Annotated in this window: 12 protein-coding genes; 10 read left to right on the top strand and 2 right to left on the bottom strand. The window is 51.6% G+C overall.

Translation table 11 applies throughout. The features are described from left to right. Positions 1 to 26: 26 nt before the first annotated feature. Both GF423_RS13845 and GF423_RS13840 read right to left on the bottom strand, forming a co-directional pair. The gene (locus tag GF423_RS13845; RefSeq protein ID WP_154328910.1) at positions 27 to 2,264 is read right to left on the bottom strand and encodes a 4-alpha-glucanotransferase; all 2,238 of its coding nucleotides are present in this window, start codon (positions 2,262 to 2,264) and stop codon (positions 27 to 29) included. A gap of 117 nt (positions 2,265 to 2,381) precedes the next feature. Further along, positions 2,382 to 4,934 carry an adenosylcobalamin-dependent ribonucleoside-diphosphate reductase gene (locus tag GF423_RS13840; protein WP_154328909.1) on the bottom strand — a complete coding sequence of 851 codons (2,553 nt, stop codon included), beginning with the start codon at positions 4,932 to 4,934 and terminating at the stop codon, positions 2,382 to 2,384. A gap of 529 nt (positions 4,935 to 5,463) precedes the next feature. On the opposite strand from GF423_RS13840, the gene mce reads away from it, so the two are divergent. The 10 genes from mce (at position 5,464) to GF423_RS13790 (ending at position 18,692) form a co-directional block, all read left to right on the top strand. Then, positions 5,464 to 5,883: a methylmalonyl-CoA epimerase gene (gene mce, locus GF423_RS13835; RefSeq protein WP_154328908.1), complete on the top strand. Its 420-nt coding sequence runs from the start codon at positions 5,464 to 5,466 to the stop codon at positions 5,881 to 5,883. A gap of 8 nt (positions 5,884 to 5,891) precedes the next feature. Further along, positions 5,892 to 7,496 carry an acyl-CoA carboxylase subunit beta gene (locus tag GF423_RS13830; RefSeq protein WP_154328907.1) on the top strand — a complete coding sequence of 535 codons (1,605 nt, stop codon included), beginning with the start codon at positions 5,892 to 5,894 and terminating at the stop codon, positions 7,494 to 7,496. A gap of 22 nt (positions 7,497 to 7,518) precedes the next feature. After that, on the top strand, positions 7,519 to 8,547 hold the full coding sequence (locus tag GF423_RS13825; protein WP_154328906.1) for an OadG family protein: 1,029 nt from the start codon (positions 7,519 to 7,521) through the stop codon (positions 8,545 to 8,547). A gap of 41 nt (positions 8,548 to 8,588) precedes the next feature. Further along, complete coding sequence (locus GF423_RS13820; protein WP_154328905.1) at positions 8,589 to 9,026, top strand: acetyl-CoA carboxylase biotin carboxyl carrier protein; 438 nt, start codon at positions 8,589 to 8,591, stop codon at positions 9,024 to 9,026. A 2-nt stretch (positions 9,027 to 9,028) separates the two neighbouring features. Beyond that, on the top strand, positions 9,029 to 10,186 hold the full coding sequence (locus GF423_RS13815) for a sodium ion-translocating decarboxylase subunit beta (protein WP_154328904.1): 1,158 nt from the start codon (positions 9,029 to 9,031) through the stop codon (positions 10,184 to 10,186). 122 nt (positions 10,187 to 10,308) lie between these two features. Beyond that, a complete protein-coding gene (locus GF423_RS13810; RefSeq protein ID WP_154328903.1) occupies positions 10,309 to 11,103 on the top strand; it encodes a patatin-like phospholipase family protein in 795 nt (264 codons plus the stop codon). Further along, positions 11,090 to 12,772: an alpha-amylase family glycosyl hydrolase gene (locus GF423_RS13805; protein ID WP_154328902.1), complete on the top strand. Its 1,683-nt coding sequence runs from the start codon at positions 11,090 to 11,092 to the stop codon at positions 12,770 to 12,772. Before GF423_RS13810 ends, GF423_RS13805 begins: the two co-directional genes overlap by 14 nt. Positions 12,773 to 12,865: 93 nt before the next feature. Continuing rightward, complete coding sequence (locus GF423_RS13800; protein ID WP_154328901.1) at positions 12,866 to 13,810, top strand: ribose-phosphate pyrophosphokinase; 945 nt, start codon at positions 12,866 to 12,868, stop codon at positions 13,808 to 13,810. 299 nt (positions 13,811 to 14,109) lie between these two features. Next, positions 14,110 to 14,970, top strand: coding sequence for a TolB-like translocation protein (locus GF423_RS13795; RefSeq protein ID WP_235911724.1), 861 nt, complete (start codon positions 14,110 to 14,112; stop codon positions 14,968 to 14,970). 8 nt (positions 14,971 to 14,978) lie between these two features. Continuing rightward, positions 14,979 to 18,692: a carboxypeptidase regulatory-like domain-containing protein gene (locus tag GF423_RS13790; protein WP_154328899.1), complete on the top strand. Its 3,714-nt coding sequence runs from the start codon at positions 14,979 to 14,981 to the stop codon at positions 18,690 to 18,692. Positions 18,693 to 18,825 lie beyond the last annotated feature (133 nt).

Genomic DNA, 18,825 nt, shown 5'->3' with positions numbered 1-18,825 from the left:
CAAGTCTAAGTGTTGAAAACAGGGTTTCACCGCCCACTTTGTGCAATGAGCATTCTCACCCTCTTGTTGAATTCGGCAGCGGCCACAAGCGTCTCAAGGGGAATGTGCATGCGATAATCCCACCGGTTGTCCACGCTCATGGGATTGTTGACACGTTCGCTGTCGGGGTCGGGGTTCCTCAGGTCGGCATCGATCGACAGCCAGTCTTGTATGGGAAATATAGCCAGCATCGAGCTTGAGCCCAGGTTCTGGGCAAGTATTTCCTCGCACATGTCGGGCGTGGCCTCGTCGGGCGCTGTTAAATCGTGATGCAGTACCAAGTCATAAAATTGCTGAGCAGCAGTATAGTCATGTTTCCACCAGCTTCTCAGCACGTTCATGTCGTGGTTGGAAGTAGAACACACACTCATGTAAGGAAATGTGTCGGGCCATCGGAAAGGATATCCATCCCGTGGCAACTGCTGAATCTCCAGGGAGAGAACGCCCAGTTGCTTCAAAACATCGTCGGCCCCAGCCGGCACAGTGCCAATGTTTTCGCCGCAAAGGAGCATGCTCGTTGCCTTCACAATGGCGCCAAGATGATTGAGGCCGTTTTGCTTCCATAGCAGTTCGTTGACCTCGATGGGCACATCGGGAATGCAGGGTACGTAGTGTCCACAGGCACCCTCGCTCTGACCCAAAGGCACAGCCCACATGCGAAAGTACCCCATCACATGGTCGAGCCGGCAGCAATCGAAGTATTGCGCCATGTTGCGCACACGAGCTTTAAACCAGCTATAGCCGTCTTGCTCCATTGCCTTCCAGTCATATAGCGGGAATCCCCACACTTGCCCGTGTTGAGAGAAATAGTCGGGAGGCGCACCAGCTTGCCTGCTCATGTCGAACATTGCCGGGGCGCACCACACATCGACGCTGTGTGGGCTCACCCCAATGGGCAAGTCGCCCTTGAGCAACACATTGTGCTCGTGGGCATATCGCACTGCCTCGGCAAGTTGCTTGTGCAAAGTGTACTGGTAGAAAAACACAAAATTGGCCTCATGGGTTTGCGCCTCGAGGAAGGCCGAGACTTTGTCCTCGTCATAAACCGAGTACGTCCCCCAGTGCTCAAAGCACTGCGTCTCGTTGCTGTCGCGAAGGATGCAAAAAGCTGCATAGGGACGAAGCCAACTGGCATTGGCCGCGACAAAATCACAGAATGCTACATCTTTAAGAATAGCTTGAATGTTATCCTCATAAATAGCACGCATATAGTCAATTTTCAACCTCAATACACCTCCATAATCGATACTCTTCATGCTGTTGAGGTGCATGGCACGCTGTGTGAATCGCGCCATGAGCTTTTTATCGATTAACACGCCTGCCTTGGGTGGACGCACGTAGATGGGGTGCAAGGCAAATGCCGAGACAGGATTGTAGGGATGTGACATGTGGTAGCTATCGAGCGAGGTGGTGTCGTTTAGGGGCAAAAATTGAATGATGTGCTGCCCAGTGCGTGTGGCCCAGTCGACAATCTTTGGGATATCGGCAAAGTCGCCAACGCCAAAGTCAGATGCTGTGCGCAAAGCGAAGAGAGGCACAGCAGTTCCTGCACATTTCCACTTGCTGAGCGGATTGCGGAATTTCAGCCCTGTGACAACAAGTGCACTATTGTGCGGAAATGTAACCGCAAGCTCGCGATTGTCGCCCTCTTCCCAAGCTACAAGTTCGCCGCTCTCGCGGTCGACTACAATAAACTTGAACTCATAAACGCCCTCAGGCTGCAGACACACAGTCCAATACGGAAAATCGGCAGGAATCAATCTTGCCGCCTTTTGCGGTTGCCAGTTGCCCAATTGCAACGAGCCGCCAGTTATGGACAGGGCATATTCAGGCGGTATTGCAGGCGCCTTGACCCTTAGCGTAACATGCGACGGCATCACACATTTGTCCACACGGCGCGGTCGCTTGCGTGGAAACATGATCTGGAATGGGGATGTGCAAAAAATGTTGTCGCTCTCATAATCTTGCCATGAATCGAGCAGCGTCACCTCATCGAGTGTGTTGCTGCGGCAGAATGAAAGGTTGTGACCAAAGGGCTCGATACGCACTCGCACGCCAGCATTGACCTCGTAATGGTAGACAAAGTCGTCTCCAGCCTCCAACTCACACGACCAATAAAAATTGTCGTGAAAGGTCATTGCATGCGAGGCCCCGTCGCTGTCTGAAACAAGAAACAGGTTTTCGCCCCACTGCGTGACGTAGTTGATAGTGAATATGGCCCTCATAGGTTTTCTTTTTAAGTCATAAAGTTACTGCAAAAGGTTAAAATGCCAAAATTAAAGGGGCCAAAAATTGCTTTTCGACCCCTTGTAACCAATCTTCAGTTCAAATGACTGAAAGCATCAGCCACAGCGCGACGTGCCGCAATTGGTGCATATCAAGCATCCCTCTTGATAGATAAGGGTTTCCTGGCCACAATTGGGACATTTCTTGCCCTTGGCTTTGGTGCCGTTGGGCAGGTATTTCTTGAGGGCACGCTCCACACCCATTTTCCAGGTATTGATCGACTGATTGTCGAGCTCAAGACTGCTCACCAATTTCAGCACCTGGGCTATAGGCATGCCGTAGCGCAGCACACCAGAGATGAGCTTGGCATAATTCCAGAACTCGGGATTGAACTTCTCGCTCAAGCCCTCGATAGTGGTTTTAAACCCTCGCTTGTTCACAAACTGGAAATCGTAGCGTTTCTCGCCATCCTCTCCTATGACTTTGATAATCTTGCCCTTGGTTACCGACTTAGGACAGAAAATGCCCTCTTCGTCGTCGGCAATACCGGTAAATATCTCGTAGGGGCGTCCGTCGATGAGGCCGATGAATGCAATCCACTTCTCCTTGTTGTTCTGGAAACGCACAACATCGGCGTCAAGCACAATCGGGCGCTTCAAGATGTGCTCTTCTTCGGCCATGTAGTGTGCCTGCTTCTCTTTCTCTTTTTTCTTGTCCTCGCTGGTGAGCGTGACAAGCACACCCGAGCGAGAGCCATCGCGGTACACAGTGCATCCCTTGCAACCAGCCTTCCACGCCTCTACATAAAGTTTGTTCACCATATCCTCGCTGATGTCGTTAGGCAGGTTGATTGTAACGCTTATCGAGTGGTCGACCCATTTTTGCACGGCACCCTGCATCTTCACTTTTTCAACCCAGTCAACATCGTTGGACGTAGCCTTGTAGTAGGGAGACTTGGCTACAATCTCATCGAGCTGCTGCTGCGTGTAGTCATGCCGCACCTCAATGCCGTTGACTTGCATCCAGGTGACAAACTTAGGATGGTAGACGATATATTCCTCAAAGGCATCGCCTGTGCTGTCGACATAATCGACATGCACATCTTTGTCGTTAGGATTCACCTTGCGGCGACGCTTGTACACAGGAAGAAAGACAGGTTCGATGCCCGACGTGGTCTGCGTCATGATGCTGGTGGTGCCTGTGGGTGCGATTGTGAGACAGGCAATATTGCGGCGGCCGTACTTCACCATGCTGTCATACAGCTCGGGGTCGGCCTCCTTGAGACGGTTGATGTAGGGATTGTTCTTCTCACGCTGCGCATCGTAGACTTCAAAAGCCCCTCTCTCTTTGGCCATGTTGACCGAAGAGCGATAGGCGGCCAGTGCCAGTGCGCGATGCACACTCACCGAGAACTCGGTAGCAGGCTCGGTGCCATAGCGCAGTCCCATGGCGGCAATCATGTCGCCTTCGGCAGTGGTTCCCACGCCCGTGCGGCGGCCTTTCAAGGTCTTGTTGCGTATCTTGTTCCATAAGTTCAACTCAGTTTGCTTCACTTCCAACGTTTCGGGATCGCTCTTGATTTTATCTAAGATTTTCTCGATTTTTTCCATTTCAAGGTCGATGATGTCGTCCATAATGCGCTGGGCGTAGCCAATGTGCTCCTTGAACAAATCGAAGTTGAATCGAGCTTCCTTGGTAAACGGATTCTCGACATAGGAATACAAGTTGATAGCAAGCAAGCGGCAGCTGTCGTAGGGACACAACGGGATCTCTCCGCAAGGATTGGTCGAAATCGTGCGGAAGCCGAGGTCGGCATAGCAGTCGGGCACCGACTCGCGAATGATCGTGTCCCAGAACAAAACGCCAGGCTCGGCGCTTTTCCAAGCATTGTGCACGATTTTGCCCCACAGCTTCGAGGCGTCGATTTCTTTCTTATACAGGGGGGAATCGGCATGCACGGGGTATTGTTGAACATATTTCTTTCCCTCGGTGGCAGCCTTCATGAAATCGTCGTCGATGCGCACGCTCACATTGGCGCCAGTGACCTTGCCCTCGGTCATTTTTGCATCGATAAAGGCCTCGCTATCGGGATGCTTGATGCTCACCGTGAGCATGAGCGCACCGCGGCGCCCGTCTTGAGCAACCTCGCGGGTGCTGTTGCTGTAGCGTTCCATGAAGGGTACAAGTCCTGTCGAGGTCAAAGCCGAGTTCTTCACCGGAGAGCCTTTAGGGCGAATGTGCGACAAGTCGTGGCCCACACCACCACGTCGTTTCATGAGCTGAACCTGCTCTTCGTCGATCTTCAAGATGCCCCCGTAGCTGTCGGGATAACCATCAAGGCCAATGACAAAGCAATTGGACAACGAGCCAACTTGGAAATTGTTGCCAATGCCCGCCATAGGGCTGCCCTGTGGCACAATGTAGCGAAAATGCTTTATCAAGCCGAAGATTTTTTCTTCACTCATTGGATTGGGATACTTGTTCTCTATGCGTGCAATCTCATGGGCGATGCGGTGATGCATGTCGTCGGGGGTAAGCTCATAAAGATGTCCCAGCGAGTCCTTCAGAGCATACTTGCTCGTCCAGACCCTTGCTGCCAGCTCATCGCCACCAAAATACTTGAGTGTGGCTTCATAAGCTTCTTCATAAGTGTATGTCGTTGTGTTCACTTTTGAAAGTATATTATAATAGTATGTGTTAAATTATTTTTTTTGGCGAAACCAGCGCAAATTTAGCAACAATCATTTTTTAAAACAAAGATTTGCTTTGAAAAATTAAAATTTCCAATTCATATACATACAACTCTTAATATCAATAGTTTAACAATTTAAACCATTGTAAAAGTTTTCCAAAACAAGAATTTCAAAGCTCAATAATCCACACAAAAAACGACAACTTTGCACAACATTGCAATTTAGATCAAATACAAATTAAGCACATGGTGGGGAGCATGGCGTGGTTGCGGCAATTAATAAGATGTGCGATTCCAATGTAAAATAGCAGGTGGCAAGAATTTAAAATTTGATATTATTTTTAAAGAAGTTTAAAAGTAATTCTTGCTCGAATAATGGCCGCCTTTTAAATAATTTGTAGTAAATTTGCACTGAAGAATTGCCGACCTGCGGGGCATAATATCGACATTACTTTTAAATATCAATTAACTAATTATATAACAACTTTTTAAAACAAATTTTCGTTATGCAGATTTCACACATCGAACACGTGGGCATTGCTGTTGCATCGCTTGAGCAAGCAATCCCATTTTACGAGAAATTACTGAACACCAAGTGCTACAAGATCGAAGAAGTTGCCGACCAACATGTAAAGACCGCTTTCCTGAAAGTGGGAGAAACCAAGATCGAGTTGCTTGAGGCTACGAGCGACGAGAGCGCCATTGCAAAGTTCATTGCCAAGAACGGCGGCCACGGCGGCATTCAGCACATGGCTTTTGCCGTTGAGGACGGTCTGGCCAATGCACTCAACGAATTGCAAGAGAAGGGTGAGCGCGTGATCGACAAGACTCCTCGCAAGGGTGCCGACGGCTTGAACATCGCTTTTGTACACCCCAAGAGCACTTGCGGAGCATTAATCGAACTTTGTGAAAATCCAAATAAGTAAAAAGAATAATGGGCAAACAACTTGAAAAAATTCAAGAGCTGATCGAGCGCCGTAATGCTGCGCGCCTCGGTGGTGGCGAAAAAGCCATTCAAAAACAGCACGACAAGGGCAAATACACTGCCCGCGAAAGAATCAACATGCTCCTCGACGAAGGCAGCTTTGAGGAACTTGACATGTTTGTGCGTCATCGCTGCACCAACTTCGGCATGGAGAAGAAGCAGGTCGACGGCGACGCTGTCGTGACAGGATATGGCACTATCGAGGGCCGTCTCGTCTACATCTTCGCACAAGACGCAACCTCTTTTGGCGGAGCCTTGAGTGAGACAATGGCCATGAAGATATGCAAGATCATGGACTTGGCCATGAAGAACGGAGCTCCCGTCATTGGACTCAACGACTCGGGCGGCGCACGCATCCAGGAGGGCATCAATGCCCTGGGCGGCTATGCCGAGATCTTCCAGCGCAACATCAACGCCAGCGGCGTGATTCCTCAGATATCGGCCATCTTAGGCCCCTGCGCCGGCGGTGCCGTATACTCTCCCGCCCTCACCGACTTCATTATCATGTGCCAAGGCATAAGCTACATGTTCCTCACTGGACCTAAGGTGGTAAAGACCGTGACAGGCGAGGATGTGAGCCAGGAGCAACTGGGTGGAGCAAAAGTGCACGCTACCAAGAGCGGTGTGGCACACTTTGCAGCCGAAAACGAGGAAGAGGCCATGGCCTTGATCAAGAAGTTGCTGAGCTACATGCCGAGCAACAACATGGAGGAAGCTCCGCGCGTGGAGTGCACCGATCCCATCGATCGTGCCGAGGATGCACTCAACAGTGTCATTCCCGAGAGCCCCAACGACCCCTACAACATGTATGACGTGATAGGCGCAATCGTCGACAACGGCGAGTTCCTTGAGGTTCACAAGGACTGGGCCAAGAATATCATCGTGGGCTTTGCCCGCTTCAATGGCCAGAGCGTGGGTGTGATTGCCAACCAACCCAACTACATGGCAGGTGTGCTCGATGTGAATGCAAGCCGCAAGGGCGGACGCTTTGTGCGTTTCTGCGACGCCTTCAACATCCCTCTGGTGACACTGGTCGACGTTCCCGGCTTCCTGCCCGGCACGCAGCAAGAATACAACGCAGTGATCATGAACGGCGCCAAGCTGCTTTATGCCTACGGCGAGGCAACTGTGCCCAAGATCACAGTGACGTTGCGCAAGAGCTACGGCGGCAGCCACATCGTGATGAGCTGCAAGCAGCTGCGCGGCGACATGAACTATGCATGGCCAAGCGCCGAAATCGCAGTGATGGGTGCCAGCGGTGCAGCAGGCATTCTCTATGCCAAGCAAGGCAAAATGGCAAAGGCTGCTGCAGCCGAGGCCAAGAGCGAGGAAGAGGCCAAGAAAATCATGGCCGACCACAAGCAATTTATTGCCGAGAAAGAGCAGGAGTACAACGACCTGTTCTGCACGCCTTACAATGCAGCCAAGTACGGCTACATCGACGACGTGATCGAGCCACGCAACACACGTTTCCGCATCATACGTGCACTCGAGCAGACTCGCACCAAGAAACTGACCAACCCGGCCAAAAAGCACGGAAATATTCCTCTCTAATATATATAAAGTGTTAAAAGAGATGAATAAAAGAAATATCATTTTTCTGCTACTTGCAGCAGTCGTGAGCTTCGGCGCACTTGCACAGGGTCACAAGAACCTGCGCATCACCGAGGTGATGGTTGCTCAAGACAGCACGCAGTATGGTGGCACAACGGCCGGATGGGTCGAGCTTTACAACTCAAGCTATCAAGCCTATGCCATCGAGAAGATGTTTATCACCGACAAACGTCCCGACCAGATATTCACAAAGGCCAACGAGGACATCGCCTACCAGCGCGAGCAAGTGCGTGGTCGCGATGCAGTGCTTCGCTACCTTTCAGAGGACCCGTTGAAAACCGGAGTCTACATGATTCCGCGCGGTGATGAAAGAAACACCAACCTGGGCGAGCACGGGCAATGCGTGTTTGTTGCCGATGGGCAAATCCAAAATGGCACCTTCCACCTGCCGTTTAAGTTTGCCGATGGAAAAGAGAACTACATTGCAGTATATGATGTAAACGGAGACTTGGTCGACGAGCTCACGATTCCTGCCTCGCTCAAAGCCAGCCAGTCCTATGCGCTCAAGGCCGAAGGCCGTTTGCCCATCGAGGGCGCAGAGCACAACGGCGATTTTGAAATGCGCGACGGCAGCAGCATCGAGAAAGCCATCACCCCCGGCAATTTCAACACTCGCATCAAGAACGAGAACATCGAAAAGTTCCACCAGCACGATCCCTATGGCGTGATCATCACCATCATTGCCATGCTCATTGTGTTCTCGGCTCTCATCCTGCTGTTCTTGCTCTTCAAGCTGTTTGGCTATGTGAGCGACAAGTCGCTCAACAAGAACGCAGCCCCGGCAGCCCCACAGGCAGTTGAGCCTCAAGCGAGCATTGCTGCTACGGCACCCGAGGCCGGCGAGGAGGAAATTACAGCCATATGCATGGCACTGTACCAGCACTTCAACGCCCACGACGAGGAAAGCGGCGTGTTGACCTTCAAGCACAACACCGCCACTGCATGGAACTCGAAGGAGCAAATGATGTGCCCAACGCCTCAACGCAAATAACAACCAGGTTTTCAAAAAAAATTAACAGACTTTACTTCAAAATGAAAGAATACAAATATAAAATCAATGGCAACGAGTACACAGTTGCCGTTGGTAATGTCGACGAGAACAACGTTGCCCAAGTCGAGGTCAACGGCAAGAGCTACAAGGTAGAGCTCGAAGACCAGCCCAAGATCTCGCACGTTGTCAAGAAGGTTGCTCCTGCTGCAGTGGCGGCAGCTCCTGTAGCCAAGCCCAAGAAAGCAGCTGCCAAGGCTGCTGCAGGCGACTTCGTAATCGAGTCGCCACTGCCTGGCACCATCAAGGAACTCTATGTCAAGGAAGGCCAGGCAGTGAAGGCCGACGACGTGGTGTGCATCCTTGAAGCCATGAAGATGGGCAACGAAATCAAGGCCGGTAAAGACGGTACGGTTAAGAGTATCAACGTTGCCAAAGAGGACTCGGTGCTCGAGGGCGACACTATCATGGTAATTGCGTAGTTATGTTAGCAAGTATATTTGATATCATATCAAGCAATCTGACTCAGTTCTGGCATTTCACAGGTTTCTACAACTGTGACTATACCAACCTGATCATGATCTGCTTCGGCCTGCTGTTTATTTACCTCGCCATCAAGCATGACTTCGAGCCAATGCTGCTTGTGCCCATTGGCTTCGGCATCTTGGTAGGCAACATTCCATTTCAGCCAGGCAACGAGATTGGTGTGTATGAGGAAGGATCGGTCCTCAACATTCTGTATCAAGGTGTGGTGAAGGGATGGTATCCGCCACTCATATTCCTTGGCATTGGCGCCATGACCGACTTTGGTGCGCTCATTGCCAATCCTAAACTTATGCTGGTGGGCGCTGCTGCCCAGTTTGGCATCTTCGGTGCCTATATGGTAGCCCTCGCCATCGGCTTCATGCCCGACCAGGCAGGTGCAATAGCCATCATTGGCGGTGCCGATGGCCCAACTGCCATCTTCCTGAGCGGGAAATTGGCACCCAACCTGTTGGGAGCCATTGCCGTGTGTGCCTACTCCTATATGGCACTCGTGCCAGTGATACAACCTCCCATCATGCGCCTGTGCACGACCAAGAAAGAGCGTGTCATCCACATGAAGCCAGCTCGCAAGGTGACCAAAAACGAGAAGATACTCTTCCCGATTGTGGGTCTGCTGCTCACTTGCTTCTTTGTGCCGTCGGGTCTGCCTCTGCTGGGCATGCTCTTCTTCGGCAACCTGCTGCGTGAGTCGGGAGTCACCACTCGCCTGGCCAAGACTGCAAGCAATGCGATGACCGACATTGTGACCATGATACTGGGCTTGACAGTAGGCACCTCCACACAGGCTTCACAGTTCCTGACACTGAGCACCGTCAAGATTTTCTTCTTGGGCGCTATGGCATTTATCATTGCAACATTTGCCGGCGTGCTGTTTGTCAAGTTCTTCAACCTGTTCTTGAGCAAGGACAACAAGCTCAATCCACTCATTGGCAACGCTGGTGTGAGCGCAGTGCCCATGGCTGCACGCATCAGCAACGACATGGGCCTGAAGTACGATCCACGCAACTACTTGCTCATGCATGCCATGGGGCCCAATGTGGCAGGTGTAATAGGCTCGGCCGTTGCAGCTGGTGTACTTTTGGGCTTCCTGGGATAATGTCGCAGTATTGAATTAAATAGCATTTATTTAAAGGCGAACTTCGTCGGTTCGCCTTTATTTTTTTACCATTTTCTGGTATTGTGTCGGCAAAATGTAATATTTTTGTAGAAAATAAAAGTATGCAAACAAACAAGAAATATCGTCTGGGCGTGGCACTGAGTGGTGGCGGCGCCAAGGGTTTTGCCCACATCGGTGTCATGAAAGCCCTCGATGATTTCGGCCTGCGCCCCGATATTTTGGCGGGCGTGAGTGCCGGTGCAGTGATGGCGGCATTCTATGGCTCGGGAGTGAGTCCCGACGACACCCTAAAGGCTTTTTCAACAATCAATTTCAAAAGTCTGGCTAAATTCAGCGCCCCAACCGACGGTATTTTCAAATTTGACAAGTTCGCTCATTTTTTAAAGAAGAACTTGCCCACCGAGCGCATCGAGGACTTGAAAATCCCCACTATCATATCGGCAACCAATCTCGACACTTACAAGGAAGAGCTCTTCACCCGCGGTCCACTTGCCGATTGCGTGCTGGCCTCATGCAGTTTGCCCGTGATATTCAAGCCTATGAAAATCAACGGACAAACCTATATCGACGGCGGCGTGTTGCACAACTTGCCAGCCTTTGCGTTGCGAGACAAGTGCGACCTGCTACTGGGGGTGAACGTGAGCCCGCTCAACACGTCGCCATTCAAGTCGACGATTGCCGACATCGCCTACCGTGCCTATCGGCTCATGACCACCCACAACTCCAAGCCCGACCTGGACCTGTGCGATGTCATCATCAATGTCGACTCAATGAAAGAGAGCAGCACCTTTGACGTCAAAAAAATGGCCGATAATGCAAAAGAAGGCTACTTTGCCGCGATGAAAGTTCTCGTAAACTCACCCATACTGAAACAACTAAGAGATGAACGCAAATAAAATCATCATTTATCAGCTCCTGCCCCGCCTTTTCAGCAACACATGCAGCCGCAACATCTACAACGGCACCATAGACCAAAACGGAGTGGGGAAACTCAACGACATCAACGACAAAGTGTTGGGATCGATTCACGAGCTCGGTGTGACCCACTTGTGGTATACCGGAGTCATCGAACATGCCACCAAGACCGATTACAGCGCCTACGGCATCGCGTCGAGCAACCCTCACGTGGTGAAAGGCAATGCGGGTTCGCCCTATGCCATAAGAGACTATTACGATATTGACCCCGACCTTGCCGTCGATGTGACCAACCGCCGCAACGAGTTTGAGCAACTGGTGCAACGCACACACAAGGCTGGCATGAGCGTGATTATCGACTTTGTGCCCAACCATGTTGCGCGTCAATACCACAGCGATGCTGCACCCAAGGGCGTGCGAGACCTGGGTGCCGACGACAACAAAAACATGTTTTTCTCGCCTGCCAACAATTTCTTTTACATCACTGGGCAGCACTTTGCACCAAGTGTCGACATGGGCATCGGGCCCGACAGGTATATCGAGTATCCTGCCAAGGCTACGGGCAACGATTGCTACAACGCCACACCGGGAGCTGGCGACTGGTATGAAACGGTGAAACTCAACTACGGCGTCGACCCGTGGAACGGGAGCAAGCACTTTGTCCCCACACCTGGCACTTGGAGAAAAATGCTCGACATTCTCATGTACTGGGCCAGCAAGGGAATCGACGGCTTCAGGTGCGACATGGCCCACATGGTGCCTGTGGAATTCTGGCAGTGGGCCATAGGGGCTGTAAAGCAGAAATATCCCCACATCATCTTCATTGCCGAAATCTACGATGTGAATCTCTATCACAGCTATATACACACAGGTGGATTCGACTACCTTTACGACAAAGTCACACTCTACGACGCCCTGTGCGGCGTGCTGGCCGGCCAGTTGCCCGCAAGCGAGATCACAAAGTGCTGGCAAACTGTCGATGGCATGAAGGAGCACATGCTCAACTTCTTGGAAAACCACGACGAGCAGCGCATAGCCAGCTACCAGAAGGCAGGCAATGCCCACCACGTCGTGCCCGCCCTTGTGGTGTCGGCCACACTCACCACATGCCCTTTCATGCTCTATGCCGGCCAGGAACTGGGCGAGAAAGGCGCCGGAGCTCAAGGCTTCAGCGGCAACGACGGGCGCACATCGATTTTCGACTATTGCAGCATTCCCACCGTGAGACGGTGGTACAACAATGGAAAGTGCACACTCGCCAACCTGTCGCCCGACGAAAAGTCGCTGCGCAAGATATATCAAAAGATAATGAAAATTGCCACTACCGAGAAGGCCATAGCACAAGGCAGCCTCTTCGACCTCATGTATGTGAACTACGGCAATCTTGACCCAACTCGACACTACGTATACATGCGTAACTATGGAAAAGAAAGCATCATCATAGGCTGCAACTTCGGGCCAAGCCCGGCCAGTATCGACATCGACGTGCCTGCCCACGCTTTCGACACGTTGCACATCAAGCCTGGCACCTACATGATGACCGAGCTCGTCACCAGGCACAAGAGAAAATCGCTCTTTACCGACCACGACAAGCTTCATCTCGACATAGAGCCCTATGGCACAGTGCTGTGGAAATTTAAGGTAAACTAAGAAAGAAATTAATGTAAAAATATTTTTAAATTACTTCGCTCACCTCACATTTAAGTCGTAAATTTGTAATGTTTTTAAACACTTAAAGATATAATGAGTAATTCAACGCAACCATTCAAAATCTTTTCTGGTACAAAATCGCACTATTTGGCCGACGAGATGTGTCAGCACCTTGGCATTGAGATTGGCAAAATGAACATTCAGCATTTCTCTGATGGCGAATTTGAGGTTTCCTTCGAGGAGTCGATACGTGGCAACGAGGTTTATATCGTTCAATCCACGTTCCCCAACAGCGACAACCTTATGGAACTCTTGCTCATGATCGATGCCGCCAAGCGAGCTTCGGCCAAAACCGTGATTGCAGTAATCCCCTACTTCGGCTGGGCCCGTCAAGACCGCAAGGACAAGCCCCGTGTGTCGATAGGCGCTAAACTCGTAGCCGACCTGCTGAGCACAGCCGGCATCGACCGCTTGATCACGATGGACCTCCATGCCGACCAAATCCAAGGTTTCTTCAATGTGCCTGTCGATCACCTCTATGCCTCGTCGGTGCTCATGCCCTATGTGCAGTCGCTGAAACTCGACAACCTGGTGATTGCCTCTCCCGACGTGGGCGGTGCCAAGCGTGCCAACAATTATGCCAAGTATTTCGACTGCCCGCTCGTACTGTGCCACAAGCAGCGTGCCAAGGCCAACGTAGTTGCCAACATGACCATCATAGGTGATGTAAAAGACAAAGACGTGGTGCTCGTCGACGACATGATCGACACAGCAGGCACGATATGCAAGGCTGCCAATCTGATGAAAGAAGGCGGTGCACGCTCGGTGAGGGCGCTGGCTTCGCATGCCATCATGAGCGGCCCTGCAGCCAGCCGGGTAATGGACAGCGCCCTTGAGGAGGTAATCTTCACCAACTCTATTCCATTTGACACCACAAAGTGCCCAAAGGCAAAAGTGCTGAGCATAGCAAGCCTGTTTGGCGACACCATCCAGCGCGTGCACGACAACAAGTCGATAAGCTCTCAATACTTGATATAATATAGCCATCATCTATTTATAACCCCACTAATCTCGGTAGCCAATCACTGCCGAGATTTTTTTGCAACATTGCCTTAAATATTGTAAAATTTTAATCAAAACAATTAAAATCAATTGCGTGGCAACTTTATTATTCCTAATTTTACATGAGAAAAAAGACATCCATTAACTGAGACTTTTTATTAGTAAAACATAATAATATTAACCTATCAAATTATCTTATTGTATAACTTAAACAGATGCTTTTTTTTATGAAAAATGTTTTCTTAACATTGGCATTATGTGCATCGTTTAGCTGCATGGCGCAGGTGTTTACCGTGGGGTCGATCGACAAGGTCAATATCCCGATGAACTCCAACGCCAAGGTGGCTGCAATCAGTCCGCAGGGCGACTACCTGCTCCTGACCGATTGCACCAACAAAGGGTTGGCTAAATTTGATCTTCGCACAAATGCAACGACCACGCTGAGCAATGCTCAAAGCGCGGGTTATGATGTAAAAATCTCTCAAGACGGCCAGACGGTAGTTTACCGCGAGGCCACGTTCACTGCCGACCACCTTCGTCACGTGGCATTGCAGGCAACCAATGTGAGCACAGGCTCGAGCCAGCAGCTTTTAGCTCCCACACGCAACCTTCAAGGCGTTGCTGTCGAGGGGGCTACAGCAGCATTTGTCAACAAGGGCAAAATACGGGCCAAAGGCCTAAACGCTGCCAAGGCCGACGTGAGCGCCCCTGTGCTTTCCATCAGCAACAGGCAGCTCATGATTACCAAGAACGGTAAAACAAGCGTGTTCTCTCCAAACGGCACCGACAAAAGCTACATCTGGGAGTCGGTTTCTCCCGATGGCTCCAAGGCACTTTACTTTGTCATGGGCCACGGCACCTATGTGTGCAACATCGACGGCACTGGCTTAAAGAAAATTGGCAACATGCGTGCTCCCAAGTGGTGGGACAACAACACCATCGTGGGCATGATGGACTATGACGACGGCGAAGCAGTATATGCTTCTACTATCGTGGCTGCCGACCTCAATGGCAACAAGCAGACCCTCACCGATGGGTCGCAAATCGCCATGTATCCCGAGGTTTCTCCTGCATCGGGCAAAATTGCCTTCTCAACACCTGCAGGCGAAGCTTATATTATCAATGTTACTAAATGATTACAGCTATGAAGAAATTTATTTTACTCATTTCGGCTGCAATCATTGCAGCTGGCGCAATGCAGGCTAAGACTGCCGACGAACTGCGCGTTTACCTCAATCCAGGCCATGGCAGCTGGGGTCCTAACGACCGCCCGATGGCTACCATCCCCTATCCCAACCTGCCCGAGACAGGCATGCCCGACACTTGCGGTTTCTACGAGTCCAACACCAACTTGTGGAAAATCCTGCGCATGGGCAAGGCCCTTGAAAACATGGGCGTGAAGCATGAAAACATCATGTACTCGCGTGTGCAAAACGGCCCGTACCCCTATACAAAGGACAATTACGATCCCGATGAAATCTACAACCGTCCGCTCTCGGCAATATGCCGCGAGGTTGATGCCAACAACATGGACATCTTTGTTTCAATTCACTCCAACGCTGCCAGCGATGGCACCACAACCAACTATCCCCTGTTCCTGTATCGCGGCAGCGATGGCGAGAATGGCGACTCGGTAGCCGGAAGCCGCAACATGTGCTTGAGCACCTGGGGCCCTCACTACATGGACGAGCTTGACCCGCAGAGCTATTACAGCCGCACCAGCTCCAACGTGCGCGGCGACATCTCCTTCTACGGCAGCTCCTACACGACTACAACCAGCAAAGGCACCTTCCGTGGCTACCTGGGCGTATTGCGCCATGGCACTCCAGGCTTCCTGATGGAAGGCTACTTCCACACCTATCAGCCAGCACGCCACCGTGCCCTCAACAAGGACTACTGCGGTCAGGAAGGCATACGCACAGCTCGCGGTGTGGCTGCTTATTTCGGTCTCAAAGGCGAGACGACCGGCTATATCATGGGCACAGTGAAAGACCTGCACGAGAAGATCGTGAACAGCCTCTTCCACTATGCACCCAACACCAACGACCAGTGGCTGCCTATCAACGGTGCAAAAGTCACCCTCTACAAGGGCAGCACTGCAGTGAAGACCTACGATGTAGACACACTCTACAACGGCATCTTCGTGTTTGAAAACCTCGAGCCTGGCACCTACACCCTGCGTGCAACTGCAAGTGGCTACAAGGAGCAAGGCACCTACACCGAGTCGACAGTCAACGACGAGTACAAGGACCTCGTTGCTACAAGTATGGGCGACTACACTGTCACGGCCAACGCTACCACCTATGCTAAGCTGTATCTTGAGTCACAGTCCTACGTACCTCCCACAGTTACCTATGAGAACTATCCCGACCCCGTGCAACCTGCCTATCTCAAGCTCCCCGACAGCTTCAAGTTTGGCGAAGCCAAGAGCGGCAACCTGAAGATGGCGGGTACTGTGAAACGCGCAATCGTGCGTGGCGACTCGACAGTGATTCTCACCAACGAGGGCACCACGCCTCACCTGTACCTGGTCAACAACACTACCAAGAGTGTTGTGAAGGAGCTCAGCACCCAGGGCATCACAGCAGTCGATGCCGAGAATGCTGGCGACTACAGCGCTCTCAACGACATTGCCTTCACTGCCGACGGCCAACTCGTGGGCGTGAACAGTGTGCTCTGCCAGTACTCTGATGCACAGGTCGACGCAGGTTACAAGCGTGGCACCGTGCGTTTCTACAAGTGGGCATCGCTCGACGCCGACCCCGCACTGTGGCAAACTACGCAGAGCTCGACCAACTTCTATCGTGCAATCATGGGACGTGGCCTCGGCGTGAGCGGCCCGGCCGACGACTGCAAGCTCATCACCACGGGCACCACTACCGGCACATCTACAGGTAGCCGCATGCTCGTGGTCTCGATCAACGACAATGTGATTACCAGCACGGTATTCACCGAGAACACCATCACCAACGGCAACTTCAGCACCATCAAGAACGGTGTGAACAAGCAACTGGTGGTTTCGCCCTACAACGACGGCAACTTTGTGATCGACGGCGAGAGCTGCCTGCCACAAGAGTTCACTCCTGCTGCTACCAACAACACCAACAGCACCATCAACTCAATCCTCAACGACACCACTGTGGGCAAGGCTGCTACAGGCATTCAATTCTTCAAGTATGCCAAGCATGCACTCATGGTGACTCCTGCCGTTGACGGCAACAATGTGATTGGCCTGAAACTCTACAATGTGGACGGCGGCCTCGACAAGGCCACTCTGCTGGGCACTGCAACCATCGCAGCAGCCAATGCAGCAACACTGCCCGTTGTAGCCTCGGGTGCTGCTGTCAAGGGCGAGGATATCAACCTCTACCTGTTTGCCGACACCACGATGTATTCCTTCTCAACCAGCGATGTTGAGCAGCCTCTCGCCAAGGGTGTGTTTGCCTACGCGCTGTCTTCGACCGAGAGCAACGACAGCTATAAGCTCACTTACAGCCTGACCGATGCCTCGAGCGATGTGAACATTGTGCTCACTCCTGCCAATGCCGACGAGCAACCCATCACTATCCCGATGGGCAGCCAGGAGAAAGGCACCTACACTTGCACAGTCGACAAGTCGCAACTTGCGCTGAATGTGAAATACAACTGGAACGTAGATGTTCAAAACAAGGCTATCCCCACAGTGAAGACCTTCTTCACCTCGACCAACAATACGGCTCGTGGCGTGGCCATCGACCTCAACCCCGAGAGCCAGCAATTTGGCAACATCTACATCTCTGATCCTTACGGAACCAAGGGCATCTACTTCTATGCCCCCGACGGCACCCCGATGAGCACTACACCTTACATCACCGATGTGTGGAACAGCAACACGGCTTCGCCATTCCGTCTGGCTGTAGATCCTGCCAACAGCCATGTTTATTCGGCCGACTGGAGCGATGCTCACGCCGGACTGTGGGGCTTCAACCCTGTGACTCGCGATGGCGTCTACAACTTCTTTAATGGCACTACCGAGAGCTCGGGTCGCATCTTGAATGGCGATGTTGTAGTGGGCGGCGGCACCACTGGTGCTTCCTTCTTCGGCACGGGCAACGACACCAAGCTTGTCACCTTCGTCGAGGACTACCCCACTGGCAACAATGGACAGACGCTCTGCCTCTACAACGTGGGTACCGACAGCACTTGGAACGCAGCTCCAAGCAAGACCTTCCCAACCGTTTCGAAGCTCATGGCCAACACCAATGTCAACATCTATGCCGACTCTCTCGGCATGTGGGTGGCCCAAGTGCGTGGCTCGGGCAACAACGGCGTCAACGTTCCTTCATTTGTCTATGCCGACTACGACGACAATGTGCTCTTCAACAGCGGCAATCTTGATGCCGACACGCAAGATGGCAGCTGGGGCGCTGGTCTCGTGATGAGCGCCGACCGCTCTAAACTTGCTGTGTGCACTGGCAAGCCCAACATCAATGTGTACAACATCACTTGGACTGGCAACAAGCCTGCACTTGCTCTCGACTATGTGATTACCTATCCTGCCGATGCTCGCGGTCAGAACATCCTCAACCAGATGGCATTTGACTACGCCGGCAACCTCTATGTGGCCAACCGCTACCAGAGCTACGGCTTCACAATGCCTAAGGATGCCCAGGTCGTTGCTACACCTGCTGCTCAGCGCTACTATCTCATCAACACCGTCAATACCGGCGTCAACGACGTGACTGCCGCCAAGACTGTGAAGAATGTGCAATATGTGAACGCAGCCGGCATGATAAGCAATAAGCCATTTGAGGGTGTGAACATCGTGATCACCAACTACACCGATGGCACCAAGAGCGTGAAGAAAGTAATGAAATAGTCTTAAATAAAGATTCCATACTTTTATTTGGGTCGTGGCAGCAATGTCCACGACCCATTTTTATAATACGACGAGGGTAACAGGGAAAATAGGATGAATTAACTGTTGCTGAATTCCAAATAATTAACTACTT

The sequence above is a fragment of the Sodaliphilus pleomorphus genome, from assembly GCF_009676955.1.
Lineage (GTDB): Bacteria > Bacteroidota > Bacteroidia > Bacteroidales > Muribaculaceae > Sodaliphilus > Sodaliphilus pleomorphus.
The sequence above is the reverse complement of the archived record's forward strand: the minus strand, read 5'-3'. Positions and strand labels throughout refer to the sequence as shown.